The sequence below is a fragment of the Lentzea albida genome (assembly GCF_900111005.1).
Lineage (GTDB): Bacteria > Actinomycetota > Actinomycetes > Mycobacteriales > Pseudonocardiaceae > Lentzea > Lentzea albida.
Window position 1 is genome coordinate 464,876 of record NZ_FOFV01000003.1, and the last position, 19,101, is coordinate 483,976.

Consider the following 19,101-nt stretch of genomic DNA (forward strand, 5'->3'; position numbering starts at 1 on the left):
GCAGAGTGGCCGCCATGAAGGCAACCGGAACCATCGAAGTGAAGAGCTGGGACGAGAAGACCTGGGACGGCCGCCCGTACAAGGAGGTCGAGGGGCGCAAGCTCACCGAGGCGCACGTCCAGTTCTCGTACGCGGGGGACGTCAGCGGCGTCGGCAGCTGCCGGTACCTCATGTACTACGGCGACGACGTGGCGTGGACGACGGCGATCGAGGAGGTCGTGACCGACGAGGGGACGCTGGTGCTGCGGCACGTCGGCGCCTACCGGTCCGCTGTGGAGGGTTCCACGGAGGTCGTCGACGGCACCGGGAGGTACCTGAACGCGCGAGGTGCGGTGACGATCGACTGGGCGGAGGATGGCAGCGGCACCTACACCCTGGAGTACGAGGTCTGACCATGACCAACGCCCCCGTCTACGACGCGGCCAAGCACCGGATCACCTCGCTCGTCGAGGGCCGTGATCCGCAGACGCCCGTGGCGGCGACGCCCGGCTGGTCGGTCAAGGACGTGGTCGCGCACCTCGCCGGCGGTCTGCGCGACTTCGTGGACCGCCGGTTCGACGGTGTCGAGTCCGGCGAGTGGGGCGAACGGCAGGTGCGCGACCGCCGCGCCAACACGCTGTCCGACGCCTTCGCCGAGTGGGACGCGAACCTGGAGCTCGCCAGGCCGCTGTTCGACACGCCGATGGGGCCGGTGCTCGTGTCCGAGGTGATCGCGCACGAGCACGACCTCCGCGCGGCGCTGGGCGTCCCGGGCGACCGGGGCGGCACCGACGTGCGGGCGGCGCTGGTGCGGCCGTTGCAGCAGCTCGACCAGCGGATGCGGGAGAACGACGTGCCGGCGCTGCGGATCGCGCTGGAGCACGGCGACCGCGTGCTCGGCCACGGCGACCCGGCCGGAACGCTGCGGACCACGTCGTTCGAGCTGATGCGGGCCATCGGCGGGCGGCGGTCCGTCGACCAGATCAAGGCCCTGGACTGGGACGGCGATCCGGACGTGTGGATCTCCTCGCTCGCGTTGTTCGGACGGCACCGCGCGGAGCCGTTCGAGGAGTAGTTTTCCGGCGTGCACGAGTGGCTCACCGACACCCGCGAGTCCTACGACACCGTCGCCGTCAGCTATGCGGAGCAGACGCGCGGTCTGCTGGACGGCCTACCTCACCTGCGGGCGGCGCTGCGGCTGTTCGCGGAGGAGGTGAGCGGGCCGGTGGCGGACGTCGGCTGCGGACCCGGTGACATCACCGCGCGGCTGAGCGATCTCGGCGTGGACGCGTTCGGCATCGACCTCTCCCCCGCGATGGTCGCGCTGGCGCGGCGCACCCACCCCGGGCTGCGGTTCGAGGTGGGGTCGATGACCGAACCGCTCGCCGGTCCGCTGGGCGGGATCCTCGCCTGGTGGTCGTTGATCCACGTGCCGGACGACCTCGTGCCGGTGGTGTTCGGGCACTTCCACGACGCGTTGCGGCCGGACGGCCTGCTGCAGCTCGGTTTTCACGTCGGTGATCGCACGAACCTCAAGACGCAGGGCTACGGCGGGCACCCGATGCGCGTGCACGTCCACCTGCGGCGGCCGGAGCGGGTCGCGGGGTGGCTGCGGGACGCCGGGTTCACCGTCGAGGCCCAGTGGTTGCTCGGGGAGGACGGCGCGGTCCTGTTCGCGCGGCGCGGGTGAGACCATTCGGCCGTGTCAGAGGAACAGACGTGCCAGCGTTGCGGTGAGACGGTCGAGCTGGAGGCCGAGGACTTCGAGCTGTTCGAGCGGATGCACCCGGACTGCTTCCACTTCGCGTTCGAGCACGACCTGAACAAGCCCGGGCTGAGCGCGGAGGAGAACTGCGGCGACGAGGCCTGCCCGGTCGGAGCGTGAAGAAGGGGGCGCACCCCTCGCGGAGTGCGCCCCCCTCGCTCTCGATCAGCTGCTGTACGCCTCGAGCGGCGGGCAGGAGCAGACCAGGTTGCGGTCGCCCTTCGCTCCGTCGATGCGGCGGACCGGCGGCCAGATCTTCGGGGTGCTGCTCCGGCCCGCGGGGAACACGGCCTCCTCGCGGGTGTACGGGTGGTTCCACTCGCCGGTGGTCACGCAGGCCGCGGTGTGCGGGGCGTTGCGCAGCGGGTTGTCCTCGACGGGCCACTCGCCTGCGCCCACGCGGTCGATCTCGCGCTTGATGGCGATCATGGCGTCGATGAACCGGTCGATCTCGCCCAGGTCCTCGGACTCGGTCGGCTCGACCATCAGCGTGCCCGCGACCGGGAACGACATCGTCGGGGCGTGCAGGCCGTAGTCGGCGAGGCGCTTGGCCACGTCGTCCACCGTCACGCCGGTGGCCTTGGTGATCGGGCGCAGGTCGAGGATGCACTCGTGGGCCACGAAGCCGCCCTCGCCGGTGTAGAGGACCGGGTAGTGCTCGTCGAGGCGGCGGGCCACGTAGTTCGCGGCCGCCACGGCGGTCAGGGTCGCGCGGCGCAGGCCGTCGCCGCCCATCATGCGCACGTACGCCCACGAGATCGGCAGGATCGACGCGGAACCCCACGGGGCCGCGGAGATCGGGCCGACGCCGGTGGCCGGGCCCGCGGTCGGCTGCAGCGGGTGGTTCGGCAAGAACGGCGCGAGGTGGGACTTCACGCCGATCGGGCCGACGCCGGGACCGCCGCCGCCGTGCGGGATGCAGAACGTCTTGTGCAGGTTCAGGTGCGAGACGTCTGAGCCGAACTTGCCGTAGCGGGCGAGGCCGATCAGCGCGTTGAGGTTCGCGCCGTCGACGTACACCTGGCCGCCCGCGTCGTGGACCAGGCCGCAGACCTCGCGGACCGTGTCCTCGTACACGCCGTGGGTCGACGGGTAGGTGATCATGATCGCGGCCAGGTCGTCGGCGTGCTCGGCGACCGTGGTGCGCAGGTGGCCCATGTCGATGTTGCCCTTGTCGTCGCACTTCACGACGACGACGCGCATGCCGGCCATGACGGCGGACGCGGCGTTGGTGCCGTGGGCGGACGACGGGATCAGGCAGACGTCGCGGTCGGCGTTGCCGTTGGCGCGGTGGTAGGCGCGGATCGCCAGCAGACCGGCGAACTCACCCTGCGAACCGGCGTTCGGCTGCAGCGACACGGCGTCGTAGCCGGTGACCTCGGCGAGCCAGGCCTCCAGGTCGGACACGATCTTCAGCATGCCGCGGGCGTCCTCGACGGGCGCGAACGGGTGCAGCGTCGAGAACTCCGGCCACGTGATGGACTCCATCTCCGCGGTGGCGTTCAGCTTCATCGTGCAGGAGCCGAGCGGGATCATGCTGCGGTCGAGGGCGACGTCCTTGTCGGACAGCGCGCGCAGGTAGCGCAGCAGCGCGGTCTCCGAGCGGTGCGCGTGGAAGACCGGGTGGGTCAGGTAGTCCGAGGTGCGGCGCAGGTCGGCCGGGATGCCGTCGGCGGTGTCGGCGTCGATGGCGTCCACATCGGCCTTCGTGACGCCGAAGGCCTCCCACACGGCGATGATGTGCGCGCGCGTGGTCTTCTCGTCGCAAGCGATTGCGACGATGTCGGAGTCGACGAGCCGCAGGTTGATGCCGGCCTCGCGGGCCTTCGCGACGACCTCGGCGGCCCTGCCCTCGACGCGGACCTCGACGGTGTCGAAGAACTCGCCGTGCACGACGTCGAGACCGGCCTCGCACAGGCCCGTGGCGAGCACGGTGGCCATGCGGTGCACGCGGGTCGCGATGCCGCGCAGGCCCTCGGGACCGTGGTAGACGGCGTACATGGACGCGATGACGGCCAGCAGCACCTGCGCGGTGCAGATGTTCGACGTGGCCTTCTCGCGGCGGATGTGCTGCTCGCGCGTCTGCAGCGCGAGGCGGTAGGCCAGCGAGCCGTCCGAGTCGACGGAGACGCCGACGAGACGGCCGGGCAGCTGGCGCTCCAGACCGGACCGGACGGCCATGTAACCCGCGTGCGGGCCGCCGAAGCCGATCGGGACGCCGAAGCGCTGGGTGGTGCCGACGACGACGTCCGCGCCGATCTCACCGGGCGCGCGCAGCAGCGTCAGCGCCAGCAGGTCGGCGACGACGACGGCCTGCGCGCCAGCGGCGTGGATCTCCTCGACGAGCGCCTTCTGGTCGCGCACCACACCGGACGCGCCGGGGTAGGACAGCAGCACGCCGAAGAAGTCGCCGCCGAGGCCCAGGCCCTCGATGCCCTGCGACAGGTCGGCGACGACGATCTCGATGCCGAGCGGCTCGGCGCGCGTCTCGATGACGGCCAGCGTCTGCGGCAGCGTGTCGGCGTCGATGACGAACTTGTTCGACTTGGACTTGCCCGCGCGGCGCACCAGGGTCATCGCCTCGGCGGCGGCGGTCGACTCGTCCAGCATGGACGCGTTCGCGACCGGCAGGCCCGTCAGGTCGCCGACCATCGTCTGGAAGTTCAGCAGCGCTTCGAGGCGGCCCTGCGAGATCTCCGGCTGGTACGGCGTGTAGGCCGTGTACCAGGCGGGCGACTCGAGCACGTTGCGCAGGATCACGCCCGGCGTGACGGTGTCGTAGTAGCCGAGACCGATCATCTGCGTCATCGGGCGGTTCTGCGACGCGAGCTCCCGCAGCTCCGCGAGCGCCTCGGTCTCGGTGGCGGGGGCCGGCAGGTCCAGCACGAGGTCGCGCTCGTGGATGGACGACGGCACCGCGTGCTGCGCCAGCTCCTCGAGCGACCCGACGCCGATGACGTCGAGGATGCGCGCGAGCTCGGCGGGGCGCGGGCCGACGTGGCGGTCGGCGAACGGGGTGCCGTGCTCGAGAGCGGCGAGCGGAATGCGGTCCTGCGTCATCAAACGCCTCCGGGGTGGCTTGAGGGCACACGTGTCCTGTGCCCTCCCCGCTCTGTCCGTACCCCGAAGGGCGCCTGAGAGGTTCACCTGCCACGAGGGGCGGGCTTTCACCGTCGGCGGGATCCCCTCGCGGGGGTCCACTTTCCAGAGGCGTCTCGCTCGGCGGTCCTGGATGCCTGAGAGGTTCCCGGGGAGGGACTTGCTCCTTCGGCGCCGGGCTCGGGGCCCGGTCTCTCCCGCCTGAGTTCAGCGACTACCCGGGAAGAATACCCGCAGGCAGGCCGGGTAGTCGCTAGGGACGCGACCTACGTCTCAGTGGCGAGACCGGCGAGCGCCGGTGCGACGGGGTCCGCGGGGTCGTCCCGCAGCGCCGCGAGCAGGTGCGTGGTGCCGACGACCTGGTCACCGCGCCGGGCCGCCACGAGCTTCGCCCGCTCCAGAGCCCGCTCCACGGTGCCGCCCTCGGGCAACGCCTCCTGGTCCACGCCCGCCTCGCGCAACGCCGCCGCACCCCCCGAGTCGAACTCGGGCTTGAGGCGGCACCCCGCCGCGGCCAGCTGGTGGTCGACCGTCAGCACCGCCTCCACGAGGTCGCGCGACGAGACGTCGCGGCGCGCGGCGACGGCGAGGCGTTCGGCCTCGCCCCGCACGACCGTGAGCACCGGCCCGCCCAGGCCCTGCCCGCGGGCGACGAGGCGCGTCAGCCAGCGCACGTACCCGCCGCCGGCGTCCCCTTCCAGCGCTCCCGCCTTGCGCAGCAACCAGACGGCGGGTGCCTCCTCGACCTCGGCGTACTTCCGCGCGGCGTCGGCCCGCACGGCCGCGGCCGTGGCCTCGACGTCCACGCCGCGCAGCAGGAACAGGTCGGCCGCCCGCCCGGAGTCGAGCGACAGCAGGGCGAGCGAGAGGTGGGTCGTGGTCAGCACGCCGTCACCGGCCAGGGCGATCGCCGCCCGCAGGCACTCGTCCAGCGCACCGGACACGGGCAGTTCGGTCTCGACGCGGGCGTGGTGGTGGGCGGCGCGCATCAGCGCCATGACGTCCGGGCCCGGCTCGGCGACACCGCCGTCGTCGCCCGCCCAGTTCTCGGTCCCCCGCGCCATCGCCTGCGGCCGCACCGACTTCACGCCGAGCTTGCGGCCGGGGCCGATCGTGTCGATCAGCGAGATCAGCAGGTTCTCGGTGCCGACGAAGCCGAACTCCAGGCGGAACGCGCGCTGCACGGCCGCGGCCAGGACCTTGACCACCTGCGACGAGGGTGTGTGCATCATGCCCGCAACGCTAGGGACGCCGATCGGCCCCGCGCTGCTGCCGACCGGCCACCGGGGGCGGCCGGTCGGCCACGATCAGCCGGTGGCGCGCTCGCGGCGGCGGCGGGTCAGCTCGTCCTCGGTCATCGGGGCGATCTCGACGCCGTCCGCTCGTTCGGCCGGGAACTCGTGGATCGTGCCGGAGATCTCGCGCATCGCACCGCTCACGGCGATGCCGAACACGCCCTGACCGCCCTGCAGCAGGTCGACGACCTCCTCCGGCGAGGTGCACTCGTAGACGGTGGTGCCGTCGGAGAACAGCGTGATCTTCGCCAGGTCCTGCACGCCGCGGCGGCGCAGGTGGTCGACCGCGACCCTGATGTTCTGCAGCGAGACACCGGTGTCCAGCAGCCGCTTCACGACCTTGAGCACCAGGATGTCCTTGAAGGAGTACAGCCTCTGGCTGCCCGAGCCGTGCGCCATCCGCACCGTCGGCGCGACCAGCCCGGTCCGTGCCCAGTAGTCGAGCTGCCGGTACGTGATGCCCGCGATCTGACATGCCGCGGGTCCTCGGTAACCGACGAGCTCGTCCGGCAGCGAGGAGTCCGGGAACAGTTCACCCTGCAGCCCGGATTCCGCCCTCAAGGGCGCTTCCTCGACCACGCCTGCCTCCCCTCGGAACGGCCACGAAACTCATGACCGTCAAGCCGCTGTGTCCGCTCTCGCTCAGCAGCGACGTCCACTCGAGTTCGACGGTAGGACCGGTCCGAGGGCAGGTCAACGCGACGCGCGGGGAGTGTCGACCCTCAACCTGAGGTGGAGAGCCGGACCGTCACCCGATGTAGGACGTTCAGGTGACGTTTAGTGATCGTTTAGCGGTCGAAACGACCGAAAGTAGTCCGATAGGGGGACATCCAAACGAACTGCCCTGTCGCCCATACGAGACGGAGTGCGAGCACCGGAAAACTCAGGTGCCCGCGCCCGCGACTGTGTCTACGTGTCCGCGCCCCGGAAGTCTTCCGGAGAGACGGAGTCGAGGAACTCGCGGAACTTCTCCACCTCGTCCTCCTGCTCGTCCGGGATGATCAGCCCGGCCTCGGCGAGCACGGCCTCCTCGGCGTGGATGGGCACGCCCACCCGCAACGCCAGCGCCACCGAGTCGGACGGGCGCGCGGACACCCGCACGTCGCCGTCGAACACGAGCTCGGCGAAGAAGGTGCCCTCCTGCAGGTCCGTGATCCGCACCTGCTCGAGGTTGCGGCCCAACGCCCCGATGACGTCCTTCAACAGGTCGTGCGTGAGCGGGCGCGCGGGGCGCACGCCCTGCTGCTCGAGCGCGATCGCCGTGGCCTCGACGGAGCCGATCCAGATCGGCAGGTACCGCTCGCCCTCGGTTTCCCTGAGCAGGAGGATCGGCTGGTTCTGGGGCAGCTCCACCCGGACGCCCACGACGCGCATCTCACTCATCGGGTCTCGCCTCCCTCTGACTCGTTGGGGAGTACCCGGTTCGCTTCCGAGCATCCCCCGGCGTATGCGTTCGACGCTACCCGCCAAGCGGGCCGTGTGCTCAATCGTTGCGGGCAGAACGTGATCAAGATGATTGACGCAGGCCTGCTCTCACCAACAACGTGTGCAACGAGGCGAACAGGTCGGCCAATTCCCGCACGGTCCCACGATCCGAGAACGAGTTCAGCAGATCGACCTCGCGATCCGCTGCCGCGCGGACCGCGCGCAGGTGTTCGCGCTCGACGCCGAGGCCGGTCATCGCCCGGATCGTGCGGAGCGCGGTGATGTCGTCGGTGGTGAACCGGCCACCGGGGCCGGGACGCAGCAGACCGTCGCGCTCCAGCTGGGACAGCTGGTCGGCGCTGGTTCCGGTCTGGGTCAGCAGGTCGATCCGGGAGACCGAGCCCGAGTCCGCGGAGGCGGCGTCGAGCTGCTCGCGGATCACCTTGAGCGGCAGGTACCTGTCGCGTTGTGCGGACAGCACGAACCGCAACCTCTCGACGTCCGCCGCGCTGAACTGGCGGTAGCCGGAGGCGGTGCGTGCCGGGCGGACCAGCCCCTCCGCTTCCAGGAAGCGGATCTTGGAGATGGTGACGTCGGGGAACTCGGGCCGAAGCTGTGCGAGCACAGCCCCGATGCTCGACTCCCCGCGTTGTGGCCGCCCGGCCGTCACGCGTCAGGCTCCCGCGGAGCCAGGACCCGTCAGGAAGACGAGGCGGAACTTGCCGATCTGGACCTCGTCGCCGTTCGCGAGGACGGCCTGGTCGACCGGCTCGCGGTTGACGTAGGTGCCGTTGAGGCTGCCGACGTCGATGACGACGAACTCGCCGCTCTCCCGGCGGAACTCGGCGTGCCGGCGCGAGACCGTCACGTCGTCCAGGAAGATGTCGCTGTCGGGGTGGCGCCCGGCGCTCGTCGTGTCTCGGTCCAGCAGGAACCGGGAACCGGCGTTGGGACCGCGCTTGACCACGAGCAGCGCGGAACCGGCGGGAAGGGCGTCAACACCGGCAACGGCCGGCTCCTGTGCGGGCGCCTCGGCGCCGCCTTCCATCTCCTGGAGGAAGTCCGCCCGGAAGACGGAGGTCCGCTCCGGGGACTGCTCCGGCGGAACGCCTGGGCCGTCGTTCGTGCTCACCTGAGCTCTCCTCCTGCTGCTGGATCCGTCACTTCCGGTAAAACCTATCGCGTTGGGGTCACCGCCTTCAGCGCGGCTCCCCTTCCGGCCGAAGATCCGGCGAAAGATCGACGTCACTCCTTCTCCACCAACGCCTTGTACGCGTCCGCGTCCAGCAGGCCTTCCAGCGCCTCGGGGTCGTTCAGCCTGATCTCGACCATCCAGCCCTCGCCGTACGGGTCGCCGTTCACCGAGTCGGGCGCCTGGACCAGCGCCTCGTTGATGGCGACGACCTCGCCGTCGAGCGGCGAGTAGAGGTCGGACACGCTCTTGGTGGACTCGACCTCGCCGAACGTGTCGCCCGCCGAGACGGTGTGGCCGACCTCGGGCAACTGGACGAAGACGACGTCACCGAGCTGTTCCTGGGCGTAGTCGGTGATGCCGACGCGCACTGTGTTCTCGCCGGTGGCGGCGACCCACTCGTGCTCCTCGGTGTAGCGAAGCTCCTCGGGAATCAACTGACTGCGCTCCTCGTGCTGAACCTGTATGGGGTGATCTTTTCACGCGACCGTGCGAGGTGTGGTCCGCAGGGCCAGGAAGAACTGGTAGACGTACAGCAGCGCCGACCACAGGTAGAGCGCCCCGCCCCACGCCGTGAACGCGTAGGCGAACGGCAGGGCGACCTGCGCCCAGCCCGAGTCGCCCTGCGCGAGGAGCAGCAGGGGGAAGGCGTAGAGCAGGTTGAACGTCGCGGCCTTGCCCAGGTAGGTCACCTCGAAGGTGCCCCAGCCCCGTTGCCGCAGGACGAGCAGGCAGAGGCCGACGACCACTTCCCGTCCCACGAGCACGAGGGCGACCCACAGCGGCACGATGTCCCTGATGACGAACGCCAGCAGCGTGCAGAAGACGTAGAGGCGGTCGGCGGCGGGGTCGAGCAGCGCGCCGAGGTTGCTCATCTGGTCGAGCCAGCGCGCGAGCTTGCCGTCGAGCCAGTCGGAGAGCCCCGCGAAGACGAGGACGAGCAGCGCCCAGCCGTCCGCGCGGGGTCCGAGCAACAGGTACAGGAAGAGCGGAACACCGGCCAGCCGCAACACGCTGAGCAGGTTCGGAATCGTCAGCAGGCGATCAGCCGGGTCACGCACACCCGCACTCTAAACGAGTGACTGCGCAGGGGCTGCCGGATGGCGTCACGGCACGCGGTGCGACTGGTTGCGGGTGTGGCGGTCGTTCTGCGTTCTTTGTTCGGTTCGCCGGTTTCTCAGACCGTGTGCGTGAACGTCCAGCCCCGGCGCTGCATCTCGGCGCCGGTGATGGCGTGCGGGCGACCGCGGTCGTCACGACCGACCCAGCGGGCGCGGAAACCCTCGAGCACGTAGGCGTGGCCCCGGCTCCAGACGACGCTGCACGGCGTGGTCGGCAGCGCTGAGTCGCACTCCGAGTCCTGCTGCGGCTGGGTCTCCATGGCGGTTTCCATCTCTGTCCCTCCGTGACACCAGGGATGTCGCGTGCCGGGGGTTCGGCGTTATCCCTGAGAACGAATTCTGGCGGACTGTGGTTCAGAACACGTGTCGTGTTCGGGTCCAAAGCGTTAACTGGATCGATCGGCGCGCCGAGCTGTTCCGGTCCGAAGTGGAACGGATCTCCGGGTCCTTGCTCGCGCAACCGTTCGTCGTACGCCGATGACCGCACAACGCCCACCGGGGATCGGCCGGGGCTAACCTCCACGCGTGGACCAGGTGAAATTCGGTGCGGAGCTCATCTCCAGGTTGATGGACCACCTGTGCTCTCAGGTCGACGGCTGCGTGGGCGTGGGGCTGAGCGTGTGGCCCGACGGCACGTTGCTGCGGGCCACCGGGGTCGCCGTGGAACTGGACGCGGAGCAGCTGACGAGCGGCGCGGGACCGCTCGTCGAGGCCTCCCGCGATGAACGGCAGGTGTCCGGGGAGGTCGCCGGGACGCACGTCGTGGCGGTGCCCGGCAGCTGGGGCGACGGCGGCCCGATCGTGCTGACCGTCTACCTGTCGCACGAACCGCGGGTCGAGGACCTGAAGGCCGTCGAGGAGGTGGAACCGCTCGTCGCGACGGCGGCCGCGGTCGTCGAGTTCTGCGCGGGCGAGGTGCTGCGCGCCGACCAGATGGCGCGGATGGTCCAGCACCGCCGGCACATCGAGCAGGCGAAGGGCCTCGTGATGGCCGCCCGGTCGTGCGAGCCGGGCGAGGCCTTCGAACTGCTGGTCCGCACCAGCCAGCACGCCAACGTGAAGCTGCGCGACGTGGCCGCGGCGCTGGTCGTGACCGTGGGCGGGACGCTGGAGGACGGCGCCGGGGAGGATGCCGCTCCGCCGGACGCCGCACGTGAGGTGGCCCGGAAGCTCTGGGAGGCGCTGCGGAGTTGAGATCTCGGTTTGAACCGAGCATTGTCCGGGTACGGACACCAGGACCTGTCCTGTTGTGCGGGCTCTCCCGTACGGTTGAGTCCGCAGCGGTTGAGCCAGCAGCCGCATCCGGGGCCGCTGCGTGGCGGCTCCCTGTATGTGAGAGGGAGTACTTCGGTGACTGTGCAGGACCCACGTGCGGAGCAGATCGAGCTGAAGGTGCGGCAGCCGGCGCCCGGAGTCACCGTCCTCGCCGTGTCCGGTGAGGTCGACATGGTGTCGGCGCCCTCGTTGCGGGAAGCGCTGGTCAACGGGCTCGGTGACGGCGGCACCTTCGTGGTGGACATGACCGGTGTGACGTTCCTCGGCTCCGCCGGGCTCGCGGTGCTCGTCGAGGCCGCGAAGCTCGCTCAGCAGCAGAGCGCCACCCTCAAGGTCGTGGCGACCGCCCGGGCCGTGACGCGGCCGTTGGAGGCCACCGGTCTCGGTGAGATCTTCAACCTCCACGACTCGGTCGACTCGGCCCTGAGCTAGAGCGTCCGGACGGTGAGCCGGTTACCGGCCGCCCTGAGCGCCTCGGCGACGTCGTGGAGGGCGCGCCCCACTCCGCTCTTCTCCACGCCGAGACCTCTGAGGTCGACGGTCAGCGGAACGGTGCCACCACGGGCGACCGTGGTGAGCGTGCGGCGCAACGACGGACCCGCCTCGGCGGGCACGTCCCCGCGGACGACCGCCACGACGCCGGAGGAGGTCTCGTGGACCTGCACGTCGCACTCGGGTGCGCCCAGGGTCAGCGGCCGCACGGGCGTCCGCGCCCGGCGCAGGCGCACGGTCGTGCCGCTCGCCCTGCGGAGGACGTCGACTTCGTCCACGCTCTCCCGCATGAGCAGGAGTCCGCGTCCGCGCGTCGTCAGTGCCGGCGGCGGCACGCGCCACCGGCCGTGGTCGGTGACGTCGACCTCGGCGGTCCCGTCGGGATCGACGTGGGCACGCACCTCGACGGTGCCGTGCGCGGGGCCGGGGTAGGCGTGCTCGACGGAGTTGTTGATCGCTTCACTCGCGGCGAGCACGAGGTCGCTCGCCTCGTCCTCGTCGACACCGCTTTCCCGCAGCCATTCCCGGAGGCGGTGCCGCACAGGCCCGACCTCGTGCGGATCTGCCGGGATGCGGAGGGCCAGGTAGTCCTCGTGCACCAGCACAGCGCTCCCTCCCGTTGGTTGGCTCTGCCAGGTGATTTCCCGGGGCGCCAAGCCACTACACGTGCGAATGCGCGTGTGAAATGAGATCGATTCGGGTACGGCAGGAACATGCCGGCCTTCAGCAGAACGGACTACGAGGTGGCTGTGACTCAATTGTCAGGCGTCGAGCTTCGGATGGCCGCGGACCCCACGCAGCTGTCCATCGTGCGTGCGGTCGCGGCGGACATCGCCATGAGGCAGGACTTCGACCTCGACTCGATCGAGGACCTGAAGCTCGCCGTGGATGAGACGTGCTCGACCTTGATCACGCTCGCGGCACAGGACGCCGTGCTCAGCGCTCACTTCGCGGTGGACGACAAGGGCGCGGTCCACGTCTCCGCGAAGATCTCCGCGAAGTCCGCGTCGGGCCCCGACGAGGCCAGCTTCGGCTGGCGCGTGCTCACCGCGCTCGTCGACTCGGTGCAGACCAGGGTCGAGGAGACCGAAGGGTTCGTGGTCCACATCGGCCTCGTGAAGTCCACCGCCGGGGCGGTGGATGCGTGACCGGGGCGGAAGAGGCCACCAAGACCGAGGAGACCAAGCCGGAGGCCGAGGTCAAGTCCTCGCGGTCCGGTGACTACGACCACCTGGCTCCGCTGTTCGCCGAGCTCGCGGGCACGCCCGCGGGCCCGAAGCGCGACACGTTGCGGGACAGGCTCGTGACGGAGCACCTCCCGGTCGCCCAGCACATCGCCCGCAGGTTCGGCCACCGCGGCGAGCCGCACGAGGACCTGGTGCAGGTCGCGACGGTCGGCCTGATCAACGCGGTCGACCGCTTCGACCCGGAGCGCGGCAGCGACTTCCTGTCGTTCGCGGTGCCGACGATCATGGGTGAGGTCCGGAAGTACTTCCGGGACTCCAGCTGGTCGGTGCGGATGCCGAGGCGGCTCAAGGAGCTGCACCTGGCGATCAACGCGGGCACGTCGCGCCTGTCGCAGTCGCTGGGCCGCGCGCCCACTCCGTCGGAGCTGGCCGAGCACCTGGGCCTGTCCCGAGAGGAGATCCACGAGGGTCTCGCGGCGGGCAACGCCTACCAGAGCGCGTCGCTCGACGACATGCTGATGTCGGAGGACTCGTCGATCTCGCTCGGTTCGACCATCGGCGAGGAAGACCCCGAGATCGCCATGATCGAGCAACGCGAGGCGCTGCACCCGTTGCTGGAGAAGCTGCCGGAGCGCGAACGCAAGATCGTGATCATGCGCTTCTTCGGCAACATGACCCAGACGCAGATCGCGCAGAAGGTCGGCATCTCCCAGATGCACGTCTCGCGTTTGCTCGCGAAGACGTTGCGTCAGCTCAGGGACGTGCTCGAGGAGTAGGCGCGGACACGGCGCCGGGCCGCGTTCACGATCTGGCGCCGTTCGTCCTCCCCCATGCCGCCCCACACGCCGTACGGCTCCTGAGCCTCCAGCGCGTGGGCGCGGCACTGCGCGAGCACCGGGCAGTGCCCGCAGATCGCCTTGGCCTTCTCCTCCCGAGCCGCCCGCGCGTACCCGCGCTCGTTGTCGGGGTGGAAGAAGACCGCGCTGTTCTGGCCGCGGCACAGGCCTTCCATCTGCCAGTCCCACACGTCGGTGACCGGCTTGGGCAGACGGGTGGTGCAGGTCATCGCGACTCCCTGAAGGGCTGGGGGAAAGAGTTGCGATCTCTGCGTACCTCTGCTCGGGCGGGGATAAACCTGCTTACAACCTTTCGGGTGCCCCGATGCCGAGCAGGGACAGTCCCAAGGTGAGCACGCGGGAGGTCAGCGTGCAGAGCTGCAGCCGCGAGTCCTGCAGTTCCTGCGTCTCCGCCTTGGCCACCGAGCAGTTGTCGTAGAACGTCGAGAACGCGGTCGCCGTCTCGAACAGGTAGGTCGTGAGCTTGTGCGGCGCGAGCTCGCTGATGGCCGCGTTGATGGCGGTGGGCAGCTGCAGCAGCTTCAACGCCAGCGCCTGCTCGGCCCGCTCCTGCAGCACGAGCGGGGCGTCCGCGGCGGGAACGCGCCCGACCCTGCGTCCGATCGAAAGGATGCGCGCGTTGGCGTACTGGATGTACACCGAGGTGTCGCCCGTGGTCGCGAGCATCTTCTCCCAGGTGAAGACGTAGTCCTTCTCCCGGTCGTTGGAGAGGTCCGCGTACTTGACCGCGCCGAGGCCGATCGTGCGGGCGAGGGCGTCCTTCTCGGCACCCTCCACTTCGGACGTCTCCGGGATCACCTCGTACGAGTTCTTGATCGCCTCGGTGAGGAGGTCGATCAGCTTGATCGTGCCCCCCGCCCGCGTCCGGATCGTCTTGCCGTCGGAGCCGAGGATGGTGCCGAACCCGGTGTGCACGGCGGTGTGGGCGTCGTCGAGCCACCCGGCCTGCTTGGACGTCGCGAAGATCATCTGGAAGTGCTGGGCCTGCGGCGTGCCGACGACGTAGATCAGCTCGTCGACCTTGCGCTCCCGCACCCAGTACCGCACGGTCGCGAAGTCGGTGGTGGCGTAGCCGTACCCGCCGTCGGACTTGCGCACGATCAACGGCAGCCGGTCGCCCTCGCGGTTGCTGAAGCCGGGCGGGAAGACGCAGAGCGCGCCGTCACTGGTCTCGATGAGACCCTTCTGCTGCAGCTCGGTGATCGTGTCGGCGAGGTAGGGGTTGTAGAAGCTCTCGCCGTAGTTGTCCTGCGCGGACAGCCCGATCTCGAGCATCTCGTAGACCTGGTTGAAGTGCCGCTGCGACTCGCCCACCAGCTCGTGCCACAGCTCGAGCGTCGTCTCGTCGCCGCCCTGCAGCAGCACCACCCGCCGCCGCGCGCGGTCCGCGAACCCCGGCTCGTTGTCGAACTTCTGCCTGGCCTGCTGGTAGAACGCGTTGAGGTCGCTGATCTCGTGGTCGGCGCCGTGGCCCTCGTCCGTCAGGTGCTCGATGAGCATGCCGAACGGCGTGCCCCAGTCACCGAGGTGGTTGTGCGGGATCACCTCGTGCCCGGCGAAGGTCAGCAGCCGGCAGAACGCGTCACCGATGATCGTCGAGCGCAGGTGGCCGACGTGCATCTCCTTGGCCACGTTGGGGCTGCTGTAGTCGATGGCGATCCGCCGCGGCTCGTCCGTCCTCGGCACGCCGAGCCGGTCGTCGCCGAGCAGGTTCGCGGCCTGCGCCTCCAGCCACTCCCGGCGCAGCTTCAGGTTGATGAAGCCGGGCCCGGCGATCTCGGGCGCCTCGACCGCGTCCGCCGCGTCGAGGTGCTCGACGATCAGCGAGGCGACCTCGCGGGGGTTCTTCCCGACCTTCTTGGCGAGGCTCATCGCGACGTTGCACTGGTAGTCGGCACCGTCTCGGTTGGACGGTCGGATCAGCGCTTCCTCGGCGGTGATGTCCACGTCCAGGGCGACGCGCAACGCCCGCGCGACCCGCTGGCCCAGTTCGAGCCCGACATCCCCACGCAGCACTGAACCCACCTCTCACCCGCTGGCTTGTTCACCCGAGTATTTCACCCGCGCCGAACCTGATTCACCACCGGCCGAGCAACAGCGCCCCGCCACCCACCAGCGAGGCCAGGCTGACCACGCCGAAGAACGTCACCCAGCCCAGCGCCGGCACCCCGGTCAGCCACGCCAGCTGGTCGGCGTCGGACCGGGGCGCCTGCCGCCGCCACCGCTTGACCTGCAGCTCCCACACCGGCCGGACGCCGCCGAGCAGCAGGAACCAGGCGAACACGTACGCGGCCGCGTCCCGCACTTCGAGAGACGCGTAGAAGGACACGAAGAAGAAGATCCCGCCCGTGACGATGATCGACAGGACGCCGAAGAAGTTCCGGATCATCACGAGCATCGCCGCGAGGAACCCGATGCTGATCCACAGCATCAGCTGGATCTGCTCGGTGGTGATCAGCAGGGCCGCCCCGAAGCCGAGCAGTGAGGGGGCGATGTAGCCGGCCAGTGCCGTCAGCACCATTCCCGGCCCGCGGGGCTTGCCGCGGGACACGGTCAGGCCGGAGGTGTCCGAGTGCAGCTTGATGCCGCTCAGCCGCCGGCCGGTCAGCACGGCGAGCAACGCGTGGCCGCCCTCGTGGGCGATGGTGATGACGTTGCGGGTGACCCGCCAGATCCCGTGGAGCGCGACGGCCAGGAAGGCGGCCAGGGCCGTCCCCCACGTGATCAGCACTTCGTCGGTCAGCAGCTCGGAAGGCATCGCGACATCGAAACAGACGCGCCGTGAGAGCCGCATGTGGGCTCTCACGGCGCGTCTGCGCCGGACAGGGGTCGAGCTGCTGTCAGTGCTTGATCTTGTCCTTGTTCACGCGCTCGGTGTTCGGGTCGACGACCGCCTGCTCCTGCGTGATCGGCTCCCTGCGGGCCGCGGGGAGGGGCTCGGTGATCGGCGTGGTGTCCCGCTCACCGCGGAACGCCTCCGAACGCGGCTCGGGCAGCACGTGCGCCTCGGCGTGGTCGTCGACCGGCTCCTCGTCCTCGACCAGCTTGCGGCGCGCGGGCATGACCGCGAGCAGCAGGCCGAACAGGGCGAGGCCGAGGTGCAGCCAGTTGTCGTTCGTGTTGACGGCGAGCGGGTTGCCGTACTGCTCGGCCGGGTTCTGGGCGAGGATCCCCGTGATCATGAGGTCCCACACGAAGAGCGCGGCGAAGCCGGCGAACAGCAGCCAGCCGTACAGCCGGGCGAGGCCCGAACCGAGTGCCATCAGCAGGCCGAGCACGCCGACGGCCACGAGCACCGTGTTGTGCAGCGGGTTCACCGAGAACCCGAGCACGTACGACTGGGCGGCCCAGTCGCCGACCCCGGTGCGGGTGAAACCCACGACGCCGAACACGATGAACGCGATACCGGCCAGTCCGGCCAGCACCTGCACCGGCTGCAGACCGGCGACCTTGATGCGGTGGGTCATGACGCCCTCCAGGCTCCGTTTCTGTCGCCAGCCGGTTTACCCCGCCTTCACGTTTGTCAAACCGTTCACCGAGACGTCGGGCATGCCGTTGCGGGCCACGACGACGTTCTTCTTGGGGGCTCCGGGACGCCGCGCCCACCGCTCGGCGCCCCGGACTTGTTGCCGGCGCCGAGCTTCGCCGGCACGTGCGACACGTGCAGTCCCACGGTCCGCACGCTGAGCACCAGCTCGTTCGCGATCTCCTTGTTGGTGCGGCCCCACCCCAGGAGTTCGAGCACCTCGCGTTCGCGCGGGGTGAGCGTGCCCAGCCTCGGTGCGGCCTGGTGCAGCAGCGGAACGCGCTGCGTGCGCGCCTGCCGTGACACCATCTCGGCCAACGGACGCGCGCCCAGCCGTTCCGCCGCGCGGTCGGCGTGGTGCAGCGCTTCCGTTTCGCCCCAACGGGTTCGCGCGTACGCGGCCTGGTACGACATCTTCAGCCGGTCCCACGCCACCGCGATCTCGTCCCACGAGTCGCGGCCCGCCTCGGCCAGCGCGACCCGGTGCCACACCTCGTCCTCCGGTCCGCGGGGTTCGGGCAGCCGGGAGAGCAGTTCCCGTTCCACGGCAACGGAATCGTCGAGCTTTCTCACCCGTCCGCCCGCCGTCTGCAGGGTCGCGCGCGGCCCCGAGACCTTCCGCGCACAGCCGCAGCACCTCACCGGCGGTCAACGAGTCCGGCAGGTCGGCGACGGTCTCGCGGCACAGCTCCACCGCGACCCGGAACCGGCCGCGGGTCCGCGCGGCGACAGCTCGGGTGTACGCGCACTGGGCGGCGAACAGGGCGTCCGAAATCTCCAGCTCGTCCAGCTCCTGCCAGCGCCCGAGGGCGAGCAGGCTGGTCGCGAGGTTGTAGCGGAGGACGGCGCTGAACGTCGGTGCGAGACCCTGGACTTTCAACATGAGCCAGCCGGCCTCGGCGACGGCGACGCGCTGCACCATCGGCCCGTGCGCCAGTCCCTTGGCCTCCAGCAGGGTCTCGTGCGCCGCCTCCTGGTCGCCCAGCACGAACTGGCAGTCCCACAACAGGTGCAGCAGCTCACACCGGTCGTCCACGGTCGCGAGCGCCTTGCGCAACTCGGAAGCCGCGTCCCGCGGCCGGCCGGCCGACCGCAACGCCCTCGCCCGCTCCAGCGCTTCCCGCACGTTCGGTCAGGAGAGGACGGGCACCGCTCAGATACTGCCCTTGCGCCCGATCCCCGCGTACGCGCCCGGCACGACGGCCGGCGCCTCGATCTCCAGGCCCTCCATGAGCTGCTCCACCGGCGTCGGGTGCGACACCACGAGGAACCCGCCGGCGGGCAACGCGTGCCGATAACGACGCACGACACGACCGGGCCCCGTCGTGTCGTCGACGTACCTCAGGACGTCGACCATCAACACCGCGTACGGCTCGCGCAGGTCGAGATGGGACAGCACGCCCGGATGCCGCAGCACCTGGTCGGGACGGCGCAGGTCCGCCTCGATCGCGCACGCCCGTGGCTCGCCGCGCAGCAGTCCACGCGAGAACGCGACCGTGACCGCGTCGGAGTCCACGTAGACCACACGCGCGTCGGGCAGCGTCTGGTGCGTGGCACCGCACGTCGGGATGCCCGAGCCGAGGTCGAGGAACTGGCGCACGCCCGCCGCCCAGCAGTGGCGGACGGCGTGGCGCAGGAACGTCCGCTGGGCCCGCGTCCTGGCGGGCAGCTCCGGGTCGATCCGGACGGCCTGCTTGGCGAACGCCCTGTCCGGGGCGTAGTTGTGCGCGCCGCCGAGGTAGAAGTCATGGATGCGCGCGGCGTTCGGCCGACGCACGTCGACCTCGTACCGGGCGAAGGCGGGGACCGCAGCCATTCGCAGAGCGTAACTGGCGCCTAGACCATTCGGGCGAAGTTTTCGAAGATTCTTTGGGTCCGTCTGACATGG

24 protein-coding genes and 2 riboswitches are annotated in these 19,101 nt (G+C 70.2%); of the genes, 8 read left to right on the forward strand and 16 right to left on the reverse strand.

What is annotated here, in order from left to right:
- The first annotated feature begins 14 nt into the window (after positions 1-14).
- Genes BMY74_RS11230 through BMY74_RS11245 form a run of 4 tightly spaced genes read left to right on the forward strand, consistent with a single transcriptional unit; the run spans position 15 to position 1,864 of the window.
- On the forward strand, positions 15-392 hold the full coding sequence (locus BMY74_RS11230; RefSeq protein ID WP_089913844.1) for a DUF3224 domain-containing protein: 378 nt from the start codon (positions 15-17) through the stop codon (positions 390-392).
- 2 nt (positions 393-394) lie between these two features.
- Positions 395-1,054: a maleylpyruvate isomerase N-terminal domain-containing protein gene (locus BMY74_RS11235; protein WP_089913846.1), complete on the forward strand. Its 660-nt coding sequence runs from the start codon at positions 395-397 to the stop codon at positions 1,052-1,054.
- 9 nt (positions 1,055-1,063) lie between these two features.
- Positions 1,064-1,669, forward strand: coding sequence for a class I SAM-dependent methyltransferase (locus BMY74_RS11240; RefSeq protein WP_089913849.1), 606 nt, complete (start codon positions 1,064-1,066; stop codon positions 1,667-1,669).
- Between the two features lie 12 nt (positions 1,670-1,681).
- Complete coding sequence (locus BMY74_RS11245) at positions 1,682-1,864, forward strand: hypothetical protein (RefSeq protein ID WP_089913852.1); 183 nt, start codon at positions 1,682-1,684, stop codon at positions 1,862-1,864.
- 45 nt (positions 1,865-1,909) lie between these two features.
- Here BMY74_RS11245 and gcvP read toward each other — a convergent pair whose 3' ends face one another.
- The 9 genes from gcvP to BMY74_RS11290 all read right to left on the reverse strand — a co-directional run bounded on the left by gcvP (position 1,910) and on the right by BMY74_RS11290 (position 10,148).
- Entirely contained in the window at positions 1,910-4,804 is a 2,895-nt protein-coding gene (gene gcvP / locus BMY74_RS11250; RefSeq protein ID WP_089913854.1) for an aminomethyl-transferring glycine dehydrogenase, read from the reverse strand.
- Between the two features lie 50 nt (positions 4,805-4,854).
- Positions 4,855-4,954, reverse strand: a riboswitch (glycine riboswitch).
- A gap of 3 nt (positions 4,955-4,957) precedes the next feature.
- A riboswitch (glycine riboswitch) is annotated at positions 4,958-5,053 on the reverse strand.
- Between the two features lie 56 nt (positions 5,054-5,109).
- Positions 5,110-6,075, reverse strand: coding sequence for a Clp protease N-terminal domain-containing protein (locus BMY74_RS11255; protein WP_089913857.1), 966 nt, complete (start codon positions 6,073-6,075; stop codon positions 5,110-5,112).
- Positions 6,076-6,150: 75 nt separating this feature from the next.
- Positions 6,151-6,717, reverse strand: a complete 567-nt coding sequence (locus BMY74_RS11260; RefSeq protein WP_089913860.1) for a MerR family transcriptional regulator — start codon at positions 6,715-6,717, stop codon at positions 6,151-6,153.
- Between the two features lie 330 nt (positions 6,718-7,047).
- Positions 7,048-7,521 carry a bifunctional nuclease family protein gene (locus BMY74_RS11265; RefSeq protein WP_089913871.1) on the reverse strand — a complete coding sequence of 158 codons (474 nt, stop codon included), beginning with the start codon at positions 7,519-7,521 and terminating at the stop codon, positions 7,048-7,050.
- Positions 7,522-7,645: 124 nt separating this feature from the next.
- The gene (locus BMY74_RS11270) at positions 7,646-8,188 is read right to left on the reverse strand and encodes a MerR family transcriptional regulator (RefSeq protein ID WP_245786038.1); all 543 of its coding nucleotides are present in this window, start codon (positions 8,186-8,188) and stop codon (positions 7,646-7,648) included.
- 48 nt (positions 8,189-8,236) lie between these two features.
- Positions 8,237-8,695, reverse strand: a complete 459-nt coding sequence (gene garA / locus BMY74_RS11275) for a glycogen accumulation regulator GarA (protein WP_030476302.1) — start codon at positions 8,693-8,695, stop codon at positions 8,237-8,239.
- A 113-nt stretch (positions 8,696-8,808) separates the two neighbouring features.
- The gene (gene gcvH, locus BMY74_RS11280; RefSeq protein ID WP_089913878.1) at positions 8,809-9,192 is read right to left on the reverse strand and encodes a glycine cleavage system protein GcvH; all 384 of its coding nucleotides are present in this window, start codon (positions 9,190-9,192) and stop codon (positions 8,809-8,811) included.
- A 42-nt stretch (positions 9,193-9,234) separates the two neighbouring features.
- Positions 9,235-9,816: a cardiolipin synthase ClsA gene (gene clsA / locus BMY74_RS11285; RefSeq protein WP_089913881.1), complete on the reverse strand. Its 582-nt coding sequence runs from the start codon at positions 9,814-9,816 to the stop codon at positions 9,235-9,237.
- A 116-nt stretch (positions 9,817-9,932) separates the two neighbouring features.
- On the reverse strand, positions 9,933-10,148 hold the full coding sequence (locus BMY74_RS11290; protein ID WP_245786039.1) for a hypothetical protein: 216 nt from the start codon (positions 10,146-10,148) through the stop codon (positions 9,933-9,935).
- Between the two features lie 253 nt (positions 10,149-10,401).
- On the opposite strand from BMY74_RS11290, the gene BMY74_RS46100 reads away from it, so the two are divergent.
- Positions 10,402-11,070 carry an ANTAR domain-containing protein gene (locus BMY74_RS46100; protein WP_089913887.1) on the forward strand — a complete coding sequence of 223 codons (669 nt, stop codon included), beginning with the start codon at positions 10,402-10,404 and terminating at the stop codon, positions 11,068-11,070.
- 156 nt (positions 11,071-11,226) lie between these two features.
- Entirely contained in the window at positions 11,227-11,583 is a 357-nt protein-coding gene (locus BMY74_RS11300; protein WP_143091531.1) for an STAS domain-containing protein, read from the forward strand.
- Here BMY74_RS11300 and BMY74_RS11305 read toward each other — a convergent pair.
- Positions 11,580-12,248 (reverse strand): ATP-binding protein, encoded by a 669-nt coding sequence (locus BMY74_RS11305; RefSeq protein WP_177229689.1) that lies wholly within the window; start codon positions 12,246-12,248, stop codon positions 11,580-11,582. The two genes, BMY74_RS11300 and BMY74_RS11305, sit on opposite strands and share 4 nt — an antisense overlap.
- Positions 12,249-12,422: 174 nt before the next feature.
- Here BMY74_RS11305 and BMY74_RS11310 point away from each other — a divergent pair, with 174 nt between their 5' ends.
- Together BMY74_RS11310 and BMY74_RS11315 are read left to right on the forward strand one after the other, a co-directional pair.
- The gene (locus tag BMY74_RS11310) at positions 12,423-12,791 is read left to right on the forward strand and encodes an ATP-binding protein (RefSeq protein WP_245786040.1); all 369 of its coding nucleotides are present in this window, start codon (positions 12,423-12,425) and stop codon (positions 12,789-12,791) included.
- Positions 12,788-13,606 (forward strand): SigB/SigF/SigG family RNA polymerase sigma factor, encoded by an 819-nt coding sequence (locus tag BMY74_RS11315; RefSeq protein WP_089913896.1) that lies wholly within the window; start codon positions 12,788-12,790, stop codon positions 13,604-13,606. The genes BMY74_RS11310 and BMY74_RS11315 overlap by 4 nt, the downstream gene beginning before the upstream one ends.
- Here BMY74_RS11315 and BMY74_RS11320 read toward each other — a convergent pair.
- The 6 genes from BMY74_RS11320 to BMY74_RS11345 all read right to left on the reverse strand — a co-directional run bounded on the left by BMY74_RS11320 (position 13,579) and on the right by BMY74_RS11345 (position 19,029).
- The gene (locus BMY74_RS11320) at positions 13,579-13,896 is read right to left on the reverse strand and encodes a WhiB family transcriptional regulator (RefSeq protein ID WP_089913899.1); all 318 of its coding nucleotides are present in this window, start codon (positions 13,894-13,896) and stop codon (positions 13,579-13,581) included. The genes BMY74_RS11315 and BMY74_RS11320 overlap by 28 nt on opposite strands.
- A 73-nt stretch (positions 13,897-13,969) precedes the next feature.
- Positions 13,970-15,703, reverse strand: a complete 1,734-nt coding sequence (gene argS, locus BMY74_RS11325) for an arginine--tRNA ligase (RefSeq protein ID WP_089913902.1) — start codon at positions 15,701-15,703, stop codon at positions 13,970-13,972.
- A gap of 61 nt (positions 15,704-15,764) precedes the next feature.
- Entirely contained in the window at positions 15,765-16,445 is a 681-nt protein-coding gene (locus tag BMY74_RS11330; RefSeq protein WP_218159597.1) for a M50 family metallopeptidase, read from the reverse strand.
- A gap of 82 nt (positions 16,446-16,527) precedes the next feature.
- A complete protein-coding gene (locus tag BMY74_RS11335) occupies positions 16,528-17,154 on the reverse strand; it encodes a DUF4383 domain-containing protein (RefSeq protein ID WP_089913908.1) in 627 nt (208 codons plus the stop codon).
- 65 nt (positions 17,155-17,219) lie between these two features.
- A complete protein-coding gene (locus BMY74_RS11340) occupies positions 17,220-17,786 on the reverse strand; it encodes a helix-turn-helix transcriptional regulator (protein ID WP_143091532.1) in 567 nt (188 codons plus the stop codon).
- Positions 17,787-18,366: 580 nt separating this feature from the next.
- Positions 18,367-19,029 carry an SAM-dependent methyltransferase gene (locus BMY74_RS11345; RefSeq protein ID WP_089913914.1) on the reverse strand — a complete coding sequence of 221 codons (663 nt, stop codon included), beginning with the start codon at positions 19,027-19,029 and terminating at the stop codon, positions 18,367-18,369.
- Positions 19,030-19,101: the final 72 nt, after the last annotated feature.